Annotated in this window: 15 protein-coding genes; 4 read left to right on the forward strand and 11 right to left on the reverse strand. The window is 57.6% G+C overall.

Features of this window, described 5'->3' with window-relative positions:
- Nucleotides 1–44: 44 nt before the first annotated feature.
- From ACOYA6_RS19855 to ACOYA6_RS19870, 4 genes are all read right to left on the reverse strand, one after another.
- Entirely contained in the window at nt 45–1,679 is a 1,635-nt protein-coding gene (locus tag ACOYA6_RS19855; protein WP_138370822.1) for a sulfatase-like hydrolase/transferase, read from the reverse strand.
- A gap of 18 nt (nt 1,680–1,697) precedes the next feature.
- On the reverse strand, nt 1,698–2,669 hold the full coding sequence (locus tag ACOYA6_RS19860; RefSeq protein WP_422655262.1) for a glycosyltransferase: 972 nt from the start codon (nt 2,667–2,669) through the stop codon (nt 1,698–1,700).
- 8 nt (nt 2,670–2,677) lie between these two features.
- Nucleotides 2,678–3,661: a glycosyltransferase gene (locus ACOYA6_RS19865; RefSeq protein ID WP_139563928.1), complete on the reverse strand. Its 984-nt coding sequence runs from the start codon at nt 3,659–3,661 to the stop codon at nt 2,678–2,680.
- Between the two features lie 125 nt (nt 3,662–3,786).
- A complete protein-coding gene (locus ACOYA6_RS19870; protein WP_422655263.1) occupies nt 3,787–5,157 on the reverse strand; it encodes an O-antigen ligase family protein in 1,371 nt (456 codons plus the stop codon).
- 254 nt (nt 5,158–5,411) lie between these two features.
- On the opposite strand from ACOYA6_RS19870, the gene ACOYA6_RS19875 reads away from it, so the two are divergent.
- On the forward strand, nt 5,412–6,515 hold the full coding sequence (locus tag ACOYA6_RS19875) for a glycosyltransferase family 4 protein (RefSeq protein ID WP_422655264.1): 1,104 nt from the start codon (nt 5,412–5,414) through the stop codon (nt 6,513–6,515).
- On the opposite strand, the gene ACOYA6_RS19880 is transcribed toward ACOYA6_RS19875, so the two are convergent.
- The 5 genes from ACOYA6_RS19880 to rfaD are packed head-to-tail and all read right to left on the reverse strand — an operon-like array spanning nt 6,494 to nt 11,671.
- A complete protein-coding gene (locus ACOYA6_RS19880) occupies nt 6,494–7,603 on the reverse strand; it encodes a glycosyltransferase family 4 protein (RefSeq protein WP_422655265.1) in 1,110 nt (369 codons plus the stop codon). The genes ACOYA6_RS19875 and ACOYA6_RS19880 overlap by 22 nt on opposite strands.
- Entirely contained in the window at nt 7,600–8,703 is a 1,104-nt protein-coding gene (gene rfaQ / locus ACOYA6_RS19885; protein ID WP_422655266.1) for a putative lipopolysaccharide heptosyltransferase III, read from the reverse strand. Before rfaQ ends, ACOYA6_RS19880 begins: the two co-directional genes overlap by 4 nt.
- Nucleotides 8,696–9,679, reverse strand: coding sequence for a lipopolysaccharide heptosyltransferase RfaC (gene rfaC / locus ACOYA6_RS19890; RefSeq protein WP_422655267.1), 984 nt, complete (start codon nt 9,677–9,679; stop codon nt 8,696–8,698). Before rfaC ends, rfaQ begins: the two co-directional genes overlap by 8 nt.
- A gap of 3 nt (nt 9,680–9,682) precedes the next feature.
- Entirely contained in the window at nt 9,683–10,729 is a 1,047-nt protein-coding gene (gene rfaF / locus ACOYA6_RS19895) for an ADP-heptose--LPS heptosyltransferase RfaF (protein WP_422655268.1), read from the reverse strand.
- A 9-nt stretch (nt 10,730–10,738) separates the two neighbouring features.
- Nucleotides 10,739–11,671 (reverse strand): ADP-glyceromanno-heptose 6-epimerase, encoded by a 933-nt coding sequence (rfaD, locus tag ACOYA6_RS19900; RefSeq protein ID WP_039030154.1) that lies wholly within the window; start codon nt 11,669–11,671, stop codon nt 10,739–10,741.
- 215 nt (nt 11,672–11,886) lie between these two features.
- Here rfaD and kbl point away from each other — a divergent pair, with 215 nt between their 5' ends.
- The 3 genes from kbl (at nt 11,887) to ACOYA6_RS19915 (ending at nt 15,062) form a co-directional block, all read left to right on the forward strand.
- The gene (kbl, locus tag ACOYA6_RS19905; protein WP_422655269.1) at nt 11,887–13,083 is read left to right on the forward strand and encodes a glycine C-acetyltransferase; all 1,197 of its coding nucleotides are present in this window, start codon (nt 11,887–11,889) and stop codon (nt 13,081–13,083) included.
- Between the two features lie 9 nt (nt 13,084–13,092).
- Nucleotides 13,093–14,118 carry an L-threonine 3-dehydrogenase gene (tdh, locus tag ACOYA6_RS19910; protein WP_039030152.1) on the forward strand — a complete coding sequence of 342 codons (1,026 nt, stop codon included), beginning with the start codon at nt 13,093–13,095 and terminating at the stop codon, nt 14,116–14,118.
- 140 nt (nt 14,119–14,258) lie between these two features.
- The gene (locus ACOYA6_RS19915) at nt 14,259–15,062 is read left to right on the forward strand and encodes a glycosyltransferase family 2 protein (protein ID WP_139563933.1); all 804 of its coding nucleotides are present in this window, start codon (nt 14,259–14,261) and stop codon (nt 15,060–15,062) included.
- A 21-nt stretch (nt 15,063–15,083) separates the two neighbouring features.
- Here the strand turns inward: ACOYA6_RS19915 and ACOYA6_RS19920 are convergent, their stop codons facing one another.
- Both ACOYA6_RS19920 and envC read right to left on the reverse strand, forming a co-directional pair.
- Nucleotides 15,084–16,028, reverse strand: coding sequence for a divergent polysaccharide deacetylase family protein (locus tag ACOYA6_RS19920; protein WP_039030150.1), 945 nt, complete (start codon nt 16,026–16,028; stop codon nt 15,084–15,086).
- Nucleotides 16,029–16,031: 3 nt separating this feature from the next.
- Nucleotides 16,032–17,291 carry a murein hydrolase activator EnvC gene (gene envC / locus ACOYA6_RS19925; RefSeq protein ID WP_422655292.1) on the reverse strand — a complete coding sequence of 420 codons (1,260 nt, stop codon included), beginning with the start codon at nt 17,289–17,291 and terminating at the stop codon, nt 16,032–16,034.
- Nucleotides 17,292–17,306: the final 15 nt, after the last annotated feature.

Here is a 17,306-nt window from a genome sequence, read left to right on the forward strand (position 1 = left end):
ACAGATAAAAAACGGGCATTAGCTGCCCGTTTAATTATTTCTGCTTAACGTTCCGCTTCCGGCAGCTCGTTCAGGTGATAGGTGACGCGCTCCGACAGTCCCCGAATATCACCCCCGGTGATGTAGTAGCTGTCGTCTTTCTGGTTCGGGTTACTGACCGCATACCCCAGCATCTTGTTGATCAGCGTCGCCATCTGGTAATGGTTGAGCGGGACCTGCGGGCTAATGTCGCTCATCGTATACGCCGGGTCGTTGCTGAAGTAGAGGAACGGCACCTGGGCAATGGGCATCTCGACGATGGAGTGACCGAACAGACCGCCATCGCCCACGCGTTCGCCGTGATCCGAGGTAATAAAGACCAGTACCGGCAGTTTGGATTTTGCCATCGCAGTACGGATCGCCGACGCCAGCTCTTTGTCATACAGGCGCACGGCATCATCGTACTCGTTCTTCTTCTGCGCCACGTCATCACTCAGGCGTGGGGTAGAGAATTTGGCAAAGCCCTGCGGGATATTGCGCTCGTAAGGGATGTGCGGCGCACGGCTGTTCAGCACCATCAGGAAGGGTTTGTTCCAGTCCAGCTTCGCCTGCTCAACGGAAGGGGTCAGCACCACATCGGCACCCACGTCCGGCGCCGGGCGGATCTGCGTATCTTCCCACAGGTCAATATCGTGGATACCAATCCAGTTGCTCAGCCCTTCCAGACCCTGGGCGGAGATAAACGCCGTCTGGTAGCCCTGCTTTTTAGCATTGGTGAAGATGTTGGTCGACTTAGACTTATAGGCGGCGTAGTTGTCCGGCTCGCGCAGGTTGTTGACCAGCATCGGGATCGCCACACGTGTGGAGACCGCGTTCGACACGATCAGACGGCCGGTCCCCTGATACTGCTGCATCAGCGCGTTCAGCTCAGGCGTGGTGTCGCGCTCATAGCCCAGCGCGCTGACGTGGTGCGGATTCAGGCTCTCGCCAATCGCCAGGATGATGGAGTATTTCCCGACCTGGCTGCCTTCAACCGGCTTAACCTCATAGGGCTCATAGTGCGCGATGTTCTGGTTCTCACCGGAAAGGGCTTCCGGGATCAGGCGAATGGCGCTGTAGCTCATGGCCGACAAACCGTTACGCAGCAGGGAGTGGCGCAGATCCGGGTTGAATTTATACATCTGCCCGTCGATGGCTTTGTAGAACTGACCGGCAAACATCACCACGATAGCCAGCAGGCACGGCATAGCCACCCACTTATGCCACTGCGGCGCAAGGCGACGGGTAAAGACCAGCGCGAAGATCACCGCGACGGCCATGATGATAAAGTAGATCCCAAGCGATCCCAGACTGTCCGTAATGCCGCTGGCGATATCTTTGGTTTCGACAAAGGCCAGCCACACTTCGCTCGGGCCATAAAACTGGCCGTAGAACTGGTAATAGACCGCTTCCGATATCTGCACGATAAAGGTGACCGCCAGCAGGAGCCGGGTCAGGAAGTAGCGGGCGCTGACGGCCGCCAGCAGGGAGATAATCAGGTACAGCGACATGTCGCTGGATTTCGGCTGGTACACATGGTCTTTCAGCAGGATGATGATTTCACACAGTGAAAACAGCACCAGGAATACCAGGGTTAATATCAGAGTACGCAGAATATTGCGGCGTGGCGTCAATGACGATCGTAAGGATGCTTTAAACATAAATGGACTCAAAGTAACTCAAAACTTTTTAGTCAGCGGGCGGATGGCTTTACCGAAACCAAAACGCAGTGCACGAACCAGGGTAGGGCGTTTATGCAGTCCTTTACGCCAGATATCTTCAAACAGGCTGAACCAGCGCGCGGCGACCGCTTCGCGGGAGTAGACCTGCAGACGCTTGTCACCCTGCTCACGCATCTGACGATAGAGTTCAGGGTGGTTTTTCAGCCGCATGATGGCATCGAAGGCTTCATCAGGCGTTTTGGCTATCAGGTAATCGAGTTCGCTTTCGCGAATAGCGCGATAGGAAGGTTCATCGTCGCAGATCATCACCGTTTTGCCGAGCCAGTTGTTAATCAGCTTGCTGGCAGGTTTGCGGGCCAGTTTGTGGTCATGTGATTTACGGAAACTGATACAGATGTCGACGTCCTGGTAGTTGGTCCAGTTATCGAAGGAGATACGCAGGTCTATGCCTTGCTCAGCCAGACGCTGTTTGAAAGCCTCGCTGCGGAACGCCTCCGGGAAGCTGTCCACGCGGCCAAAAAAGGCCACGGTTTTAATGGTTTCATCGGTACGTTCGCGCGGTTTCACCCCCGGCTGCGGCCAGTAGGGGACGAAAACGCCGTTGCTGCGGTTGCCGGCTTCCGGGTTCTGATCCACCACCACGTCAGCGCCAATCACCGGTGGGCGGTCGGCACGAGCCACAACGGTCACGCCACGCCAGGGTTTGACGCGCGAGCCAAAATCATCGTTGTGCATCAGGTTGATGGCATCCGGGCGACACTCTGATCCAAAAGAACACTCAATGTCGTCGCCGTAATAGTGCTTCAGCGCCAGGGTGGTCTGGAAAGTCCAGCCGCCGCGCCCGCCGCAGTAAAAACGCTCCGGAATGGTGTCCGGGTTTACGCGGTTATCCAGCAGCGTCTGGAAATCTGCATAGTTTTTAGCGATGAAATCAGCGCGGGAGACTGCGTGTAATTTAAGTTTGCTCATAATGTCCGTTAGCCGATGATTTTCTTAAGACGGAAGTAGCGACGCCCCAGGCGCCAGCGCTGACGCAAACCACGCGCGTTTTGCCAGATCATCGACCAGATGCCGCGATCGAACAGTTCCTGGGTGATTTCGCGTTTTTTCGCGCTGTCTTCGATGTTGTTAATGCTGTGCAGAATACCCAGACCCTCTTTGGCGATTTGCCACTGACAGGCCGGGACACGCTTCACCTGTTCCGGGTGGCGCTTATTAATGGCGTCCAGCATTTCGAGGATCTTCATATAGTGACGTGACGAACGCATACGGGTGTCGTCAGTGCCAGGCGTATGGGAAACCGAGGCAGAGTGGATCAGATAGTCGTAATAGACTTCGTCAATATACTGAACGCGTTTTGCGGTAAGCAGCACTTCTGTAGTCCAGGGAATATCCTGATGGCGCAGGCCATGCTCGAAGGTAAAACCCTGGGCTTTGATAAAGGCGTGGCGATAAATATTCAGCCAGGTGACGTGCAGGAATTTGCGCGAGGCCAGCGCCATCTGCAGCCATTCAGGGCCGTCCAGTACGCCGGTTGAGGCCAGTTTGTCGGACGGGAAAATCTTTTTCGATGGGCGGCCATCGTCATAAATATAGGTGCCGTTGCAGGTCGCGACATCCAGCTGGCCCGCAAAGGCTATCTCCAGCAGACGGGGATACATGCCAGGGTAAATAACGTCATCAATATCCGGGAAAGCAACGTATTCGCCGGTAGCCACGGCAAGGCCGGTATTGCGCGCGGCTGAGACGCCGCCGTTAGGCTGGTTAATGACCTGAAAATGGGTAAATTCGTCGGCATAGCGGGAAATAATTTCAGCTGAGCGATCCGTCGAGCCGTCATTAACAATAATCAATTCCAGACTCGGTAAATTCTGCTGTTTAATGCTGTCAAAAAAAGCGCTCAGGAATTTTTCGCCATTATAAACGGCAACGATGAGGCTTAATTGAGGCGTTTCAGACATGCTTTCTCCGTAAAAATACGCAGCAATTAAAAGGGTATAACCATTACATTCAACGGCATTTCGACAGCCGACAGGCTAAAGCGTTCCGCGCCAGAGTGTTAAACACCTCTGGCGCGGATAAATTATCAGGATGTTAGCTTTTCAGTCGGCGCAGGGCGTAGCGCGCACATGCCAACCAGCAGGCCGGTCAGTAACATATACTGCTCAAGATAGTGATCTTTGAGGTTATGGTCGACCATGGTTCGGCAGAAGAAGCCGACGGTAAAGAGCAGCAGGAACATCCCTACCATCATTTTACCGCGACGGAACTCCCGCCAGCCGATGTACCAGCAGCCCACCAGCAGGAGCAGCCAGCCCGCGATGCCGACAACACCGTTCTGAATACCGAATTCAATCAGGCCGTAGTGGCTGTGGGGAATGTTAATGCGGTTATCCTGGGTATCCCGGCGCAGCACATAGCGGAAGGCCTCTTTTTTGGCTCCTACGCCTGCCGGGTGTTCGGCAATTAACATCCAGCCCTGGTGGAAGAAGCTGGCCCGACAGCCATTAGAATGGTTCATCGGTACACCCAGACTGTTTACCGGTACGGCACCGTCTGTTTTGTTATAGCAAAAGCTGGTGAAAGGAGCATTCCAGCCAGCAATGGCATCACTTTCAAGGGTTTGCCAGCGTGGGTCAGTTTTCCAGGAGGCATAGCCGAGCAGCGCAGAGGCAACAATAAGGCCAACCAGAATACCACCGGTGACGATAACCCGGCTGCGGCGCATGCTGTGCAGGCTCAGCAGGATAAATGTAGAGAAAAGGCTACCGACCAGACCGATGGTGCCCCAGCGGGTATCCACCAGCGCGGTACAGACCAGGTTGCTCAACAGGATCAGCGTCAGGAACGGGGTTTTCAGGCGCAGGAAGCGTTGTTTTAACAGACCGCGCGCCAGCAACTCCGCAAGGATAAAGCCGGTGATCATGTTGACCTGGAAGCTCATGCGGGTGCGATTATAGACAATCCGCGTTTCGCCCCAGTGAATAAAGCCGTCACGCCAGTAGAGCCAGAGAGTATCAAGCAGATGGACGCAGACCACGCCCCAGAAAAAGAGGATCACCAGCGTAAAGTAGCGCGCGGCGGTCACGGAAGGGTATGTCCTTTGGATCGCCGGTAATAGTACCAGGCCCGCACAGAACAGTAATACCGGACGTAACCACTGGCCGCTCCAGGCAGAAACCATCTCTTTTATGTCTGGCGCGACAAAAAAACCATTAATCAGAATAAAGAAAGTTAACGCCCATATAACAATAAGAACGAACTTAATTTTGCTTAAATCCAGCCGTTGTCTGGTAGTGCTTTTGCTAAAAAACAGGCCAAGGGCGACAGCAACAATGGGATAAATCAAACCATTGCGGTGAAACGGCAGCTGATCGTTGGGAATAGGCCAGACAAAACATAAAGCCAGTACAGCAAGGACTAACAGACCTGTCAGAATGTTACGAGTATTTGTCATATATTTTGGGCTGGTTAAGGATTTTCGGTTCTTACCGGCTAATTAACAATGCAGTGAGCGATTTCCACGGTTTTTCAGTGGGAAATAAAAAGCCAAAGAAAACTATCACAAATACCTGACCTACAGAAGGACAATGTTTGTAAGCAAGAATAATCCCTATCGCGCCTTCCGGCACCGGGAGTTTATGTATTACCGGGTCCGTAACGGTTATAATTTGTTGTTATGCCAGCTATTGCACAATAACCAGGAAAAGTATGCATATTGTTCACACTGAAGCAGACGGGGGTAAGGGCGGCCAGCCGTTACGCATCATTAATGAATCCCTTGGGATGATTCAGCGCGGCCATCAGGTAACCATACTTTGCCCGGAGAGTGCCCCGCTGCACGCCCTGGCACGCGATGCCGGGTTAACGGTGGTCACCATGCCGTTAAGGCGCAAGAACCTTCATAACCTGCAGCAGCTGCGCGGCTGGCTGAAAGCGAACCGCCACTCTGTTGATGTTATAAACAGTCACAATTCTGCCGATACCTGGCTGGTGGCGCTGGCTAATCTCACCCTGTCAAATCCGGTCCCGCTGGTGCGTACCCGTCATGCCTCCGGCGTGCCGCGCAATAACTGGACCACCCGCTGGCTGTTTCGCAAAGCCTGCGCCCACATCGTGACCACCGGGGAGGCGCTGCGTCAGCAGATGGCGGACATTGGCGTGCCAATGGCCCAGAGCACCTCGGTGCCCAGCGGCGTCGATACCCGGCGTTTTCATCCGGCGGATAAACAGCAGGCCCGGGCGCACTGCGGTCTGTCGCAGGAGGATTTCTGGCTGGGGGTGGTGTCGCATCTGCGCCCAAACAAAGGCCATAGCGTGCTGTTACGCGCTCTCGCCGCCATTGATAACCCGCACATTAAGCTGGTGATTGTCGGTGAAGGGCCGCATAAAGCCACGCTGGAGCAGGAGATCGTGGCCCTGGGGCTACAGGAGCGGGTGGTGATGGCGGGGCACCGCAGCGATCCGGAACGCTGGTTCCCGGCGTTTGATATCGCGCTCAGTCCTTCGCACGATATGGAGGGCGTTCCGCAGGGGGTACTGCAATCGCTGGCCTCGCGGATCGCGACCATTGCCACCGACGCAGGCGGCACGGCAGATGCGGTGATTAACGGCCAGACCGGGATGTTGATTGCGCAGCGCGACGAAGCGGCGCTGCGCGAGGCGATTGTGAAGCTGTATGAGGACGCTTTGCTGCGCGAAACGCTGGCGCAGCAGGGTTACGATTACCTGTGCAGCCATTTTACCCGGGAGTGCATGCTGGAGACGATGGAGAAGGTCTTCTCCACCGCGGCTCAGCGCAGCAGTTCGCGATAGAGTGCCTGCAGCTCTTTCGCCATTCGCTCCAGGGTATAAGGCTCAGCAGTCGCGCGTGCTGCTGCTGAGTAATCAGTGCCCTGCCTGCGTCCTTCAAGCCAGAGTCCGATTGTCTGCTGATAACCGTCGCTGTCGAGCGCGTCGCGTACCCAGCCGTTTACCCCCTCTTCAATCCACTCTGCCGCACCGCAGCCATGGCTGGTGAGCAGCGGCAGGCCGCAGGCCAGCGCTTCGACACAGACGTTCGGGAAGGGATCGTAAAGCGTCGGCAGGATCAGCGCGTCGGCGGTGCCGTAAACCTGGCGCACCTCGGCAACCGGCCCCAGAAAACGTACCCGGGATGCCACACCGAGCGTCTGCGCCAGCTTTTCAAATTTGCGGGCGTGCTTGTCGCGCCCGGCAATCAGCAGCCAGACGTCAGGATGCGGCACAATAGCCCGCAGCGCCGTCGCCACCCCTTTACGGCTGAAGCCGGAACCCACATAGGCCAGAACAGGCGCATTCTGTGGGATCCCCTGCGCATCGCGCAGAGAGTGCGTGCGCACCGCCGGGCTGAAGTGGTTGGTATCCACACCGTTGTAGATCACCGTCAGCTTGTCATCCGTCAGGCCAAAGCGGCGGGCAATATCGTCCCGCACCATCTTCGAGTTGCAGATCACTTTGCGCAGTGCAGGGTGAGTAAACATCTGCGCTTCCGCCCGCAAAATATAGCGATGGTAGCGGCTCAGGGACTGCGCCCAGCGCGCCAGCGGCGACTGGATGCGGTTGTACTGCTCAAGCCAGGTGGCGTGTACGCCGTCACCGGCCCGGAAGATGGTTGCCCCCGGAATGCGCTCGTGGCTCTGCACGATATCGAACTGCGCAAACTGCGCCGCCGCGGCGTCGGCAAAGCCCGATTCGCGGTCAAGGCGGTTACGGAATGAGGGATTAACGGTCAGCGTTTTCCAGCCAGCGGCATCTTCCCACTGGCGGGCGATCAGCGTGACGTCCAGGGCCGTATCCTGAGCCAGGACGTTCAGCGCGCGGGAGACGAAGCGCTCCGCGCCGCCGTTAGGGTTATAGGTCTGTCGGACGATAGCCAGCTTCATGCCGGATTTTCCAGCAGCAGGGTATCAATGGCGCTCAGCACCATTTGCGGGGTGATGGCCGTAATACAGTCGGAGACGCCGCTGTCGCCGCAGCCCGCTTTACCGCAGGGCTGACAGGTAAATCCTGCAGTGATGACGCGATAGTTTACTCCCCACGGCGCCCATTTGATCGCCCCGGTCGGGCCGAAGATGGCGACGGTCGGGGTGCCCACGGCGCTGGCGAGGTGCATCGGCATAGAGTCGACGCCGAAATAGATCCGCGCATGCTTCATCAGCGCACCCAGCTCTTTCAGGTTCAGCTGGCCGCTCAAATCAAACACCGGCTGGGTGAGCGCAGCGCGCAGCTCATCCATATAGGCTGTCTCTTCTTTTGACGGCGCGGCGGAGAGGATAATGGGCAGGCCGCGGGCCGCCAGCGTATCGATGGTCGCCGCCAGCTTGTTGATATCCCAGGCCTTAAACATCCAGCGCGACGTGGGATGGACCAGAATATAAGAGCCGCTGCTCAGCCCGAATCCGGCCAGTTTCTCCGCAATCGACGCTTCTGCCGCGTCGCCCGGCACAAACAGGGTATGTTTGTCGGCATCGGTCTGCGGATGAATGCCGATCCGCCGCAGCGCATCCAGGTTCACCTCCACCATATGGCGGCTGTTATCCTGGATCGCCGGATAGAGGGTGGTAAAGGATTTCACCCAGCGACGACGCGCCAGCCCGCCACGTTTATCAAGCTTAAAGCCGACGGAGACGCGGGGCTTCAGCCGACGCGCCAGACGGGCGCCGTGCCAGTGTTCGGTCAGGTTGATCAGCACGTCGTAGTCACGCGCTTTCAGGGTGTTCAGCAACGCACGGTACAGCCGGAACTGCGCGAACCAGCCTTTTTTACGCCAGTTACGCCCGATGGTATGCACCTGGTCGATAAACGGATGGCTGGTGAGCATCGCCTGGGTGTCGTCATACACCAGGGCATCCACTTCGACGTTGGGATAGTTAGTTTTCAACACCGTGAAGACCGGCGAGGTCAGCAGAACGTCACCGTGATGACGCAGCTTAACAATCAGCACGCGCTTCGGTGGGCGCTCCGCTGAGAAAAAATCAGACATAGGCTCTCTCTGCTGCCAGCAAAGGCTCTAATTGCGCAAATACCGCAGTGGCGGACAGGTCGCTCAGCTGCGATGAATGTTCCGGGCGGCAGATATATTGATTTTTGCCGTAGCCGCCAATCAGACCCGGATCCGTCGGGCCGTAAAGCGTAATATTAGGACGATCCAGCGCCGCCGTCAGGTGGCTGAGTCCGGTATCAACCGAGACGACTGCCGTTGCCCCCGCCAGCTCCTGCGCGACGCCATCCAGCTTCATGCGGGGCAGCACGTCCACGTATGCAAACCCTTCTGCCAGACGTTTCGCCCTCGCCTCTTCGTGCGGGGCGCCCCATGGCAGCCGGATGTGCAGACCCGCGTTGCCCAGCAGGCCGATAAGCTCACGCCAGTGCGCTTCCGGCCAGTGTTTATCATCGCGGGTGGTGGCATGCAGGAAGATGAGATAAGGCGCGTCTGGTTTTGCATCGTGCAGGAAATGCTGCGAAATCGCATAGTCGCCCTGCATCTCTGGTCTGGCATAGCCGAGGCTTTTGGCGAACAGCTCCCGGGTGCGTTCTACCGCGTGCTGCTGTTTAGCGATGGCGTGACGGCGGTTGTAGAACAGGCTGGCCAGCGGTTCGCGGGCGCTCTGCCAGTCCATGCCGTGCTTCACGCCGTGCGCCAGCCGGGTGACCAGCGCCGCGCTTTTCACCAGCCCCTGGGCGTCGATGATGGCATCGTAACGCTGAGCCTGCACCGCATCGCGAAAGGCCTTACGCTCGGCCTTGATCGGGGTGGAGAACCAGGCTTTGCGCCAGCGACGGATCGCCACCGGGATCACCCGGTCGACGGCGGCATGCCAGGTGGGGATCTGCGCGAAGCCTTCTTCCACCACCCAGTCAAAACGGATGCCCGGAATCGCCTGCATGGCGTCAGTGAGCGCGGGCAGGGTGTGCAGCACATCGCCCATGGAGGAGGTTTTAACGATCAGTACCCGCATCCGTTACCCTTCTTCGCTCAACAGCAGCTCGTTGAGCTCGTCGAGGACCCGCTGCGGGGTAATGTCGATCAGGCTCTGATGATAGCCTTCGGCGGTATCACCTTTACGGACTTTGTGGTAGCCGGTGATCAGACGAATGACGCGCGCCTTACTGGACAGCGGCGGCGTGAAGTCCGGGCTGCTCGGGCCGTACAGCGCCACCAGCGGGCGGTTGAGCGCCGCGGCTACGTGCATCAGGCCGGAGTCGTTTGTCACCACCGCCTTACAGGCGGCGAGCAGGATCACCGCCTGCTCCAGCTGGGTCTCCCCGGCCAGGTTACGGCACCAGGCCTGCTGCTCGATGCTCAGGGCGGCGAGAATTTCATTGCCCGCCTCGTGATCTTTCGCCGAGCCGAACAGGACAATCTGATAGCCTTCATCGATCAGCTGCTTCGCCAGCTCGGCATAGTGATAGTGCGGCCAGCGCTTCGCCGGGCCGAACTCCGCGCCGGGGCAGAAGCCAATCATCGGGCGATCGGCCAGCAGGCCAAAGGTGTTGCAGGTCTGGGATTTCTCACCCTCGTTGACCTGAAGCTGCGGCCAGAGCAGCGGCTGCGGCAGGTCTTTCGCGCTGCGCATCACCCCTTTGTCATAGGCCAGGGCCACATAGCGCTCCACCATCAGCGGCCAGGCCTCTTTATCCAGCACGCGGGCGTCATTCAGCAGGCCGTAGCGCATCTCGCCGCGCCAGCCGGTACGGTGCGGCACCCCCGCAAAGAACGGGACAAGGGCAGACTTAAAGGAGTTAGGCAGCACGAAGGCGCGGTCGTAGCGTTTGTCGCGCAGGTTATGGCCAAGCTTGCGCCGCTCGGCGAGCTCCAGCGCCCCGTGGCCGAGCGGCATCGGGATCGCCTCATTTACTTCCGGCATCCGCGATAACAGCGGACGGCACCACGCGGGTGCCATCACGTCAATTATCGCCTGGGGATAGCGCGCCTTGAGCGTGCGATAGAGACTTTGCGACATCATCATGTCGCCCACCCATGACGGGCCGATCACCAGTATCTTCATGCTTATTTCTTACGCCTTGCGGTTCAGCCAGGCCATATATTCCGTTACCCCTTCGGCAACGGTCTTGAACGGCTTGTCATAGCCCGCCGCGCGCAGGTTGGTCAGATCTGCCTGAGTAAATGCCTGATAGCGGCCTTTCAGCTTATCCGGGAACGGGATGTACTCAATGCTGCCTTTCTGGTGGTACGCCAGGGTTGCGTCAGCCACCGCCTGGAAGGACTCTGCGCGACCGGTCCCCAGGTTGAAAATGCCGGAAACGCCGTTTTCCCAGAACCACAGATTTACCGCTGCCACGTCACCCACGTAGACGAAGTCACGCTTGAAGCCATCGCTGCCTTCGAACAGTTTCGGGGTTTCGCCATTGTTCAGCTGGGTATTGAGGTGGAAGGCCACGCTCGCCATGCTGCCTTTGTGGCCTTCGCGCGGTCCGTAGACGTTGAAGTAGCGGAAGCCGACAATCTGGGAGTTCGCTTCTGGCAGCACCTGGCGCACGTATTCGTCGAACAGGAACTTGGAGTAGCCGTACACGTTCAGCGGCTGCTCGTATTCGCGGGATTCGATGAAGTCAGAGGTGCGTCCGCCGTAGGTCGCCGCAGAAGAGGCGTACAGGAACGGGATTTCGCGCTCCAGGCAGTAGTGCAGGATCTCTTTAGAGTACTGGTAGTTGTTGTCCATCATATACTTGCCGTCCCACTCGGTGGTGGAGGAGCAAGCACCTTCATGGAAGATTGCGTCGATATCGCCGAACTCTTCGCCCGCCATAATCTGGATCAGAAAGTCTTCTTTATCCATGTAGTCGGCAATGTTCAGATCCACCAGGTTTACGAACTTGGTGCCGTCTTTCAGGTTGTCCACCACCAGAATGTCGGTGATGCCTTTGTCATTGAGGGCCTTGATAATGTTGCTGCCGATAAAGCCCGCGCCGCCGGTAACGATGATCATAACTGTAACCTTTGAAGTGTGGAGCCCGGGGACAATCCCGGGCACTAATATTCATATCATATCATTAGTATGACCACCCTTCAGCCATTCACCGACTTAGCGCAGGGGTACACGTGATTTATGCTGCAAAAACGATAACAGTTAAAGCGTCATCTCGTATCAACGTATAGCTTTGGGTAATATGTGCCAAAATTTGTTGAGTCTGGAGAATTGCAATGCGTGGTGATTTTTACAAACAGTTAACCAGTGACCTGGAAACCGCGCGGGCGGAAGGGTTGTTCAAAGAAGAGCGAATCATTACTTCCGCTCAGCAGGCGGATATCACCGTTGCCGACGGCAGCCAGGTGATTAACTTCTGCGCCAACAACTACCTGGGTCTTGCGAATCACCCTGAGCTGATTGCCGCTGCGAAAGCGGGCATGGACACCCACGGTTTTGGCATGGCCTCCGTGCGTTTCATCTGCGGTACCCAGGACAGCCACAAGGCGCTGGAGAGCAAGCTGGCCGCCTTCCTCGGGATGGAAGACGCCATTCTGTACTCGTCCTGCTTTGACGCCAACGGCGGTCTGTTCGAGACCCTGCTCGGCGCGGAAGATGCGATTATTTCCGATACCCTGAACCACGCGTCGATCATCGACGGCGTGCGTCTGTGTAAAGCGAAGCGTTTCCGCTACGCCAATAACGACATGGTTGAGCTGGAAGCGCGTCTGAAAGAGGCCCGTGAAGCCGGTGCGCGTCACGTGCTGATCGCCACCGACGGCGTGTTCTCCATGGACGGCGTGATCGCCAACCTGAAAGGCGTCTGCGACCTGGCAGACAAATACGATGCGCTGGTGATGGTCGATGACTCCCACGCCGTCGGCTTTGTCGGCGAAAACGGCCGTGGATCCCACGAATACTGCGACGTGATGGGCCGCGTGGACATCATCACCGGCACCCTGGGTAAAGCCCTCGGCGGCGCGTCTGGCGGCTATACCGCGGCGCGCAAAGAGGTGGTAGAGTGGCTGCGTCAGCGTTCCCGTCCGTACCTGTTCTCCAACTCCCTGGCCCCGGCCATTGTTTCCGCCTCCATTAAAGTGCTGGAGATGGTGGAATCGGGTGCCGATCTGCGCGACAAACTGTGGGCCAACGCCCGTCTGTTCCGCGAAAAAATGACCGCCGCAGGCTTTACGCTGGCCGGTGCCGATCACGCCATTATCCCGGTCATGCTGGGTGATGCCGTGGTAGCGCAGAACTTCGCCCGCGAACTGCAGAAAGAGGGTATTTACGTCACCGGTTTCTTCTTCCCGGTGGTGCCAAAAGGTCAGGCGCGTATCCGCACCCAGATGTCTGCGGCGCATTCCCCTGAACAAATTGAGCGTGCGGTGGAAGCCTTTACCCGCATCGGTAAACAACTGGGCGTGATTGCCTGAGGACGTGTGATGAAAGCGTTATCCAAACTGAAAGCGGAAGAAGGCATCTGGATGACCGACGTTCCGGAGCCGGAAGTCGGTCATAACGATCTGCTGATTAAAATTCGTAAAACCGCCATCTGCGGTACTGACGTACATATCTACAACTGGGACCAGTGGTCGCAGAAAACCATTCCGGTCCCGATGGTTGTCGGTCACGAATACGTCGGCGAAGTGGTTGGCATCGGTCAGGAAGTGAAAGGCTTTAAAATTGGCGATCGCGTCTCCGGCGAAGGCCATATCACCTGCGGCCACTGCCGTAACTGCCGCGGCGGACGCACCCACCTGTGCCGCAACACCGTCGGCGTGGGCGTTAACCGCCCGGGCTGCTTCGCAGAATACCTGGTGATCCCGGCGTTCAACGCCTTCAAAATCCCGGACAACATCTCCGACGATCTGGCCTCCATCTTCGACCCGTTTGGTAATGCGGTGCACACCGCGCTGTCGTTCGATCTGGTGGGCGAAGACGTACTGGTTTCCGGTGCAGGCCCAATCGGCATCATGGCAGCAGCCGTGGCGAAACACGTCGGTGCGCGTAACGTGGTGATCACCGATGTGAACGAATACCGTCTGTCGCTGGCGCGCAAAATGGGCGTTACCCGTGCGGTGGACGTCTCTAAAGAGAACCTGAACGACGTGATGGAAGAGCTGGGCATGACCGAGGGCTTTGACGTCGGTCTGGAGATGTCCGGTGCGCCGCCGGCGTTCCGCACTATGCTCGACACCATGAACCACGGCGGACGTATTGCAATGTTAGGTATTCCGCCGTCGGATATGTCCATCGACTGGAACAAAGTTATCTTCAAGGGGCTGTTCATCAAGGGTATTTACGGCCGCGAGATGTTCGAAACCTGGTACAAGATGGCGGCGCTTATCCAGTCTGGTCTGGATCTCTCCCCAATCATTACTCATCGCTTCTCCATCGATGAGTTCCAGCAGGGCTTTGACGCGATGCGTTCAGGCCAGTCAGGGAAAGTTATCCTGAGCTGGAATTAAGTAAAAAAGCGCCTGCGGGCGCTTTTTTTTCGCTGGCCTCACGTTTTTTAGTCCACAACCGGAATGCCACCAACTTTTCTTCGCTTTTTTCCCCCTGCGCTTATAGAGTCTTTGGAAGTTTACTCAACTTTACAGCGCCTATGTTCAAGCTCACCGTTTGTTTATTGACCTGTAACTCAGCGCGACTGCTGCGAGAGGTGTTACCTCCGTTGATGGTGGTCGCCGATGAGATCGTTGTCCTCGACTCCGGCAGTCACGACGGCACGTTAGCCATTTGCCAGGAGTACGGCATCAGCACCCATCATCACCCTTATGCCATGCATGGCGTACAGATGAATCACGCCATCGATCTGGCGAGCAACGACTGGGTGTTATGCATGGACAGCGATGAGATTCTGGATGCGGAAACCGTGGATTTCATCCTGCAGCTGAAGGCGGGCGAGGAACCTCATCCGCAGCTGGCGTGGCGCATCTCCCGCTACTGGCACGTGCTGGGGGAAGAGGTACGCACTATTTATCCCATCTCTTCACCTGACTTCCCGGTACGGCTGTTTAACCGGACCCAGGCGCGCTTTAATCAGCGGCCGGTGGATGACAAAGTGGAAGGGGCGATCCAGTCGGTAAAAATCCCGGGCCGCGTGCGCCATGACACCTTCTATTCCCTGCATGAAGTGTTCAACAAGCTCAACAGCTACACCACTCGCCTGGTGAAGTACCAGACCATCAGGCCGTCGATTGCGCGCGGTGCAATCAGCGCCATCGGTGCGTTCTTCAAGTGGTATCTGTTCAGCGGCGCGTGGCGCCAGGGGAGAGTCGGCGTAGTGACCGGTCTTTACGCCACCTTTTACAGCTTTCTGAAATATTTCAAAGCCTGGTATCAGCACAAGGAGCAAAAGGCGTCCGCGAGCAAAAAAAAGCACGCGGACTCCCACGTCATTGAGTAAGCCATCCCGCCTGAGGTGGGATTAACTTTTCTTACCCCATCCCTGCCACTGCAACTGAACATATTTCACCAGCGTGCTCTGGCTGATGCTTTCACCAATCACCGAGAAGTAGCGGGTGACGTAGACCGGCTCCGGCGGCTGTTTAGGTGCGCAAAGCGTCACGCCACGGAAAGGATTGCGCGGTTTTGTGCCAGGCGCAGCGCCGGCGGGCGGCGGGCTGACCGGCCGGGAGGTATCCACCTGCGGCTCGTTGAGCAGGCTGCTCGCCGGAACCAGGGTGATATCCGCAGGCAGGGATGGCAGCATCTGCTGCAATACGCGAACGGTGGACGGATGCGGGTGACCAATAGCGATAGCCGAACCTGAACGGCGGGCTACCTGCACGGCGCGGTTAAACTGGAAGCGGATATCGGCTTCGTTCTGCGTGTCATCGAGAAACACTTTACGCTTAATCACCTTCACGCCGGTGCCCTGCGCGGCACGCATCGCCTGGCTGTTGCCGATGGTCATGCTGTCCAGAAAGTAGAGGTTATAGCGCGCCAGGGATTGCATCACCTTCTGCATGCCAAACAGGCTGGAGGTCATGGCGCTGCCCATATGGTTGTTCAACCCTACCGCGTAAGGCACTTTGTTGTACGCCTCGCGGATGATGCGGTCGATCTCGTCGCTGCTCATCTCCGGGCGCAGCGTGTCCTTTTCCAGCGGCTGTTTACTGAGCGGTGCCATCGGCAGATGGATCAACACTTCATGCCCGCTGTTATGGGCTTTGGTGGCCATTTCATGCGCGTGAGGTGCGTTTGGCAGGACGGCGACAGAGACGGCGGACGGCATCGCCAGGACCTGATTTTCTGTGTGTGGACGATAACCGAAGTCATCAATAACGATAGCGAGTTTACCTGCGTAAACCGGCATCGCCAGCGCCAGTGCGCTGACGAGGGGAAAAACCATACGACGAAATTGAAGCAAAACTTATCTTCCCAACCACGGCTGTGGATTGACCGCCTGACCCTGGCGACGAATTTCGAAATAGAGTGACGGGCGGCCCTGACCGCCACTGCTGCCCACAAGGGCGATAGCCTGACCGGCCCGCACCTGGGTACCAACGCTGACCAGCGCGCTCTGGTTGTAGCCGTAAAGACTCATGTCGCCTTTACCGTGCTCAACCACAACCACCAGGCCGTAACCCTGCAGCCAGTCGGCGAGAATCACCCGGCCATCGGCGATAGCTTTCACTTCGCTGCCTTCCGATGCGCCGATTACAATCCCCTTCCAACGTAGCTCACCCTGCAGCTGTTCGCCATAGCGATGCAGAATTGAGCCCCGTACCGGCCAGTAGGCCTGACCCCGCGGAGAGCCGAGACCGCCAGTGCGGGACATCAGCGAGCGTTCGTTTTCGGTGGGTTTATAGGTGGTGCCTTTGCGGGAGGCTTCCTGCTGCTTGTCGCGCACGGCCTGCGCTTCACGGGCCTCTTTCTCGGCGCGCGCTTTGGTGGCCGCTGCCGCGCGGGCGATGCTGTTGCGCAGTTTAGATTCGTTAGCGCGCATTTCGCTCAGCTGGCTCTGGCCTTCCTGAATGGAGGACTCCAGCCCGGCAAGGGTTTTCTTACGCTCGTTGCGCGCCTGCTCGAGTTTGGCCTGCTGGGCCTGCTGGTCGTAAAGCAGGGTTTGCTGCTGGCTCTGCTTCTCTTCCAGCTCTGCTTTTTGCGTGGTGACCTCTTCCCGCGTCTGCTTCAGCTGGGCGATGGTCTCCTGGCGGGACTGGTTAAGATAGCCGAAATAGGCCTGCAGGCGCTGACCGCGCTGGCTCTCTTCGCCGCTGAGGATCAGCTGAACGCCGGTGTGTTCACCCTGGCGAAAGGCCGCGTCTAACTGGGCGGCAAGGCTGCGCTCCTGAGCCGCACGCTGGCGCTCAAGTTTGGCGATAGACGCATTCATCTCGTCTATTTGTTTATTCAACTGGGCGAGGGTGTTCTGGGTTTCACGCAGCTGACGCGCGGCCGCGGAGATGGCCTCTTCCTGCTTTTTAAGCTGCGCAAGCAGGGAGGAGCGCTGCTGCTGCTGCTGGCGTACCGCGCGCTCTTTGGCGGCGATATCGGCCTGAATGGTTTTGAGCTGATCGCGCTCATCTGCCTGGGCAGATGCAGCGCACAACAATACGCCAGCGCTGAGTGCGCTGGCGTACAGTAAAGGCCTGACTGATAACCGTAACGGCTTCACGACCCATGTGATTGAAACAATCGCCTT

It is taken from the genome of Leclercia barmai, assembly GCF_049312895.1.
GTDB lineage: Bacteria > Pseudomonadota > Gammaproteobacteria > Enterobacterales > Enterobacteriaceae > Enterobacter > Enterobacter barmai.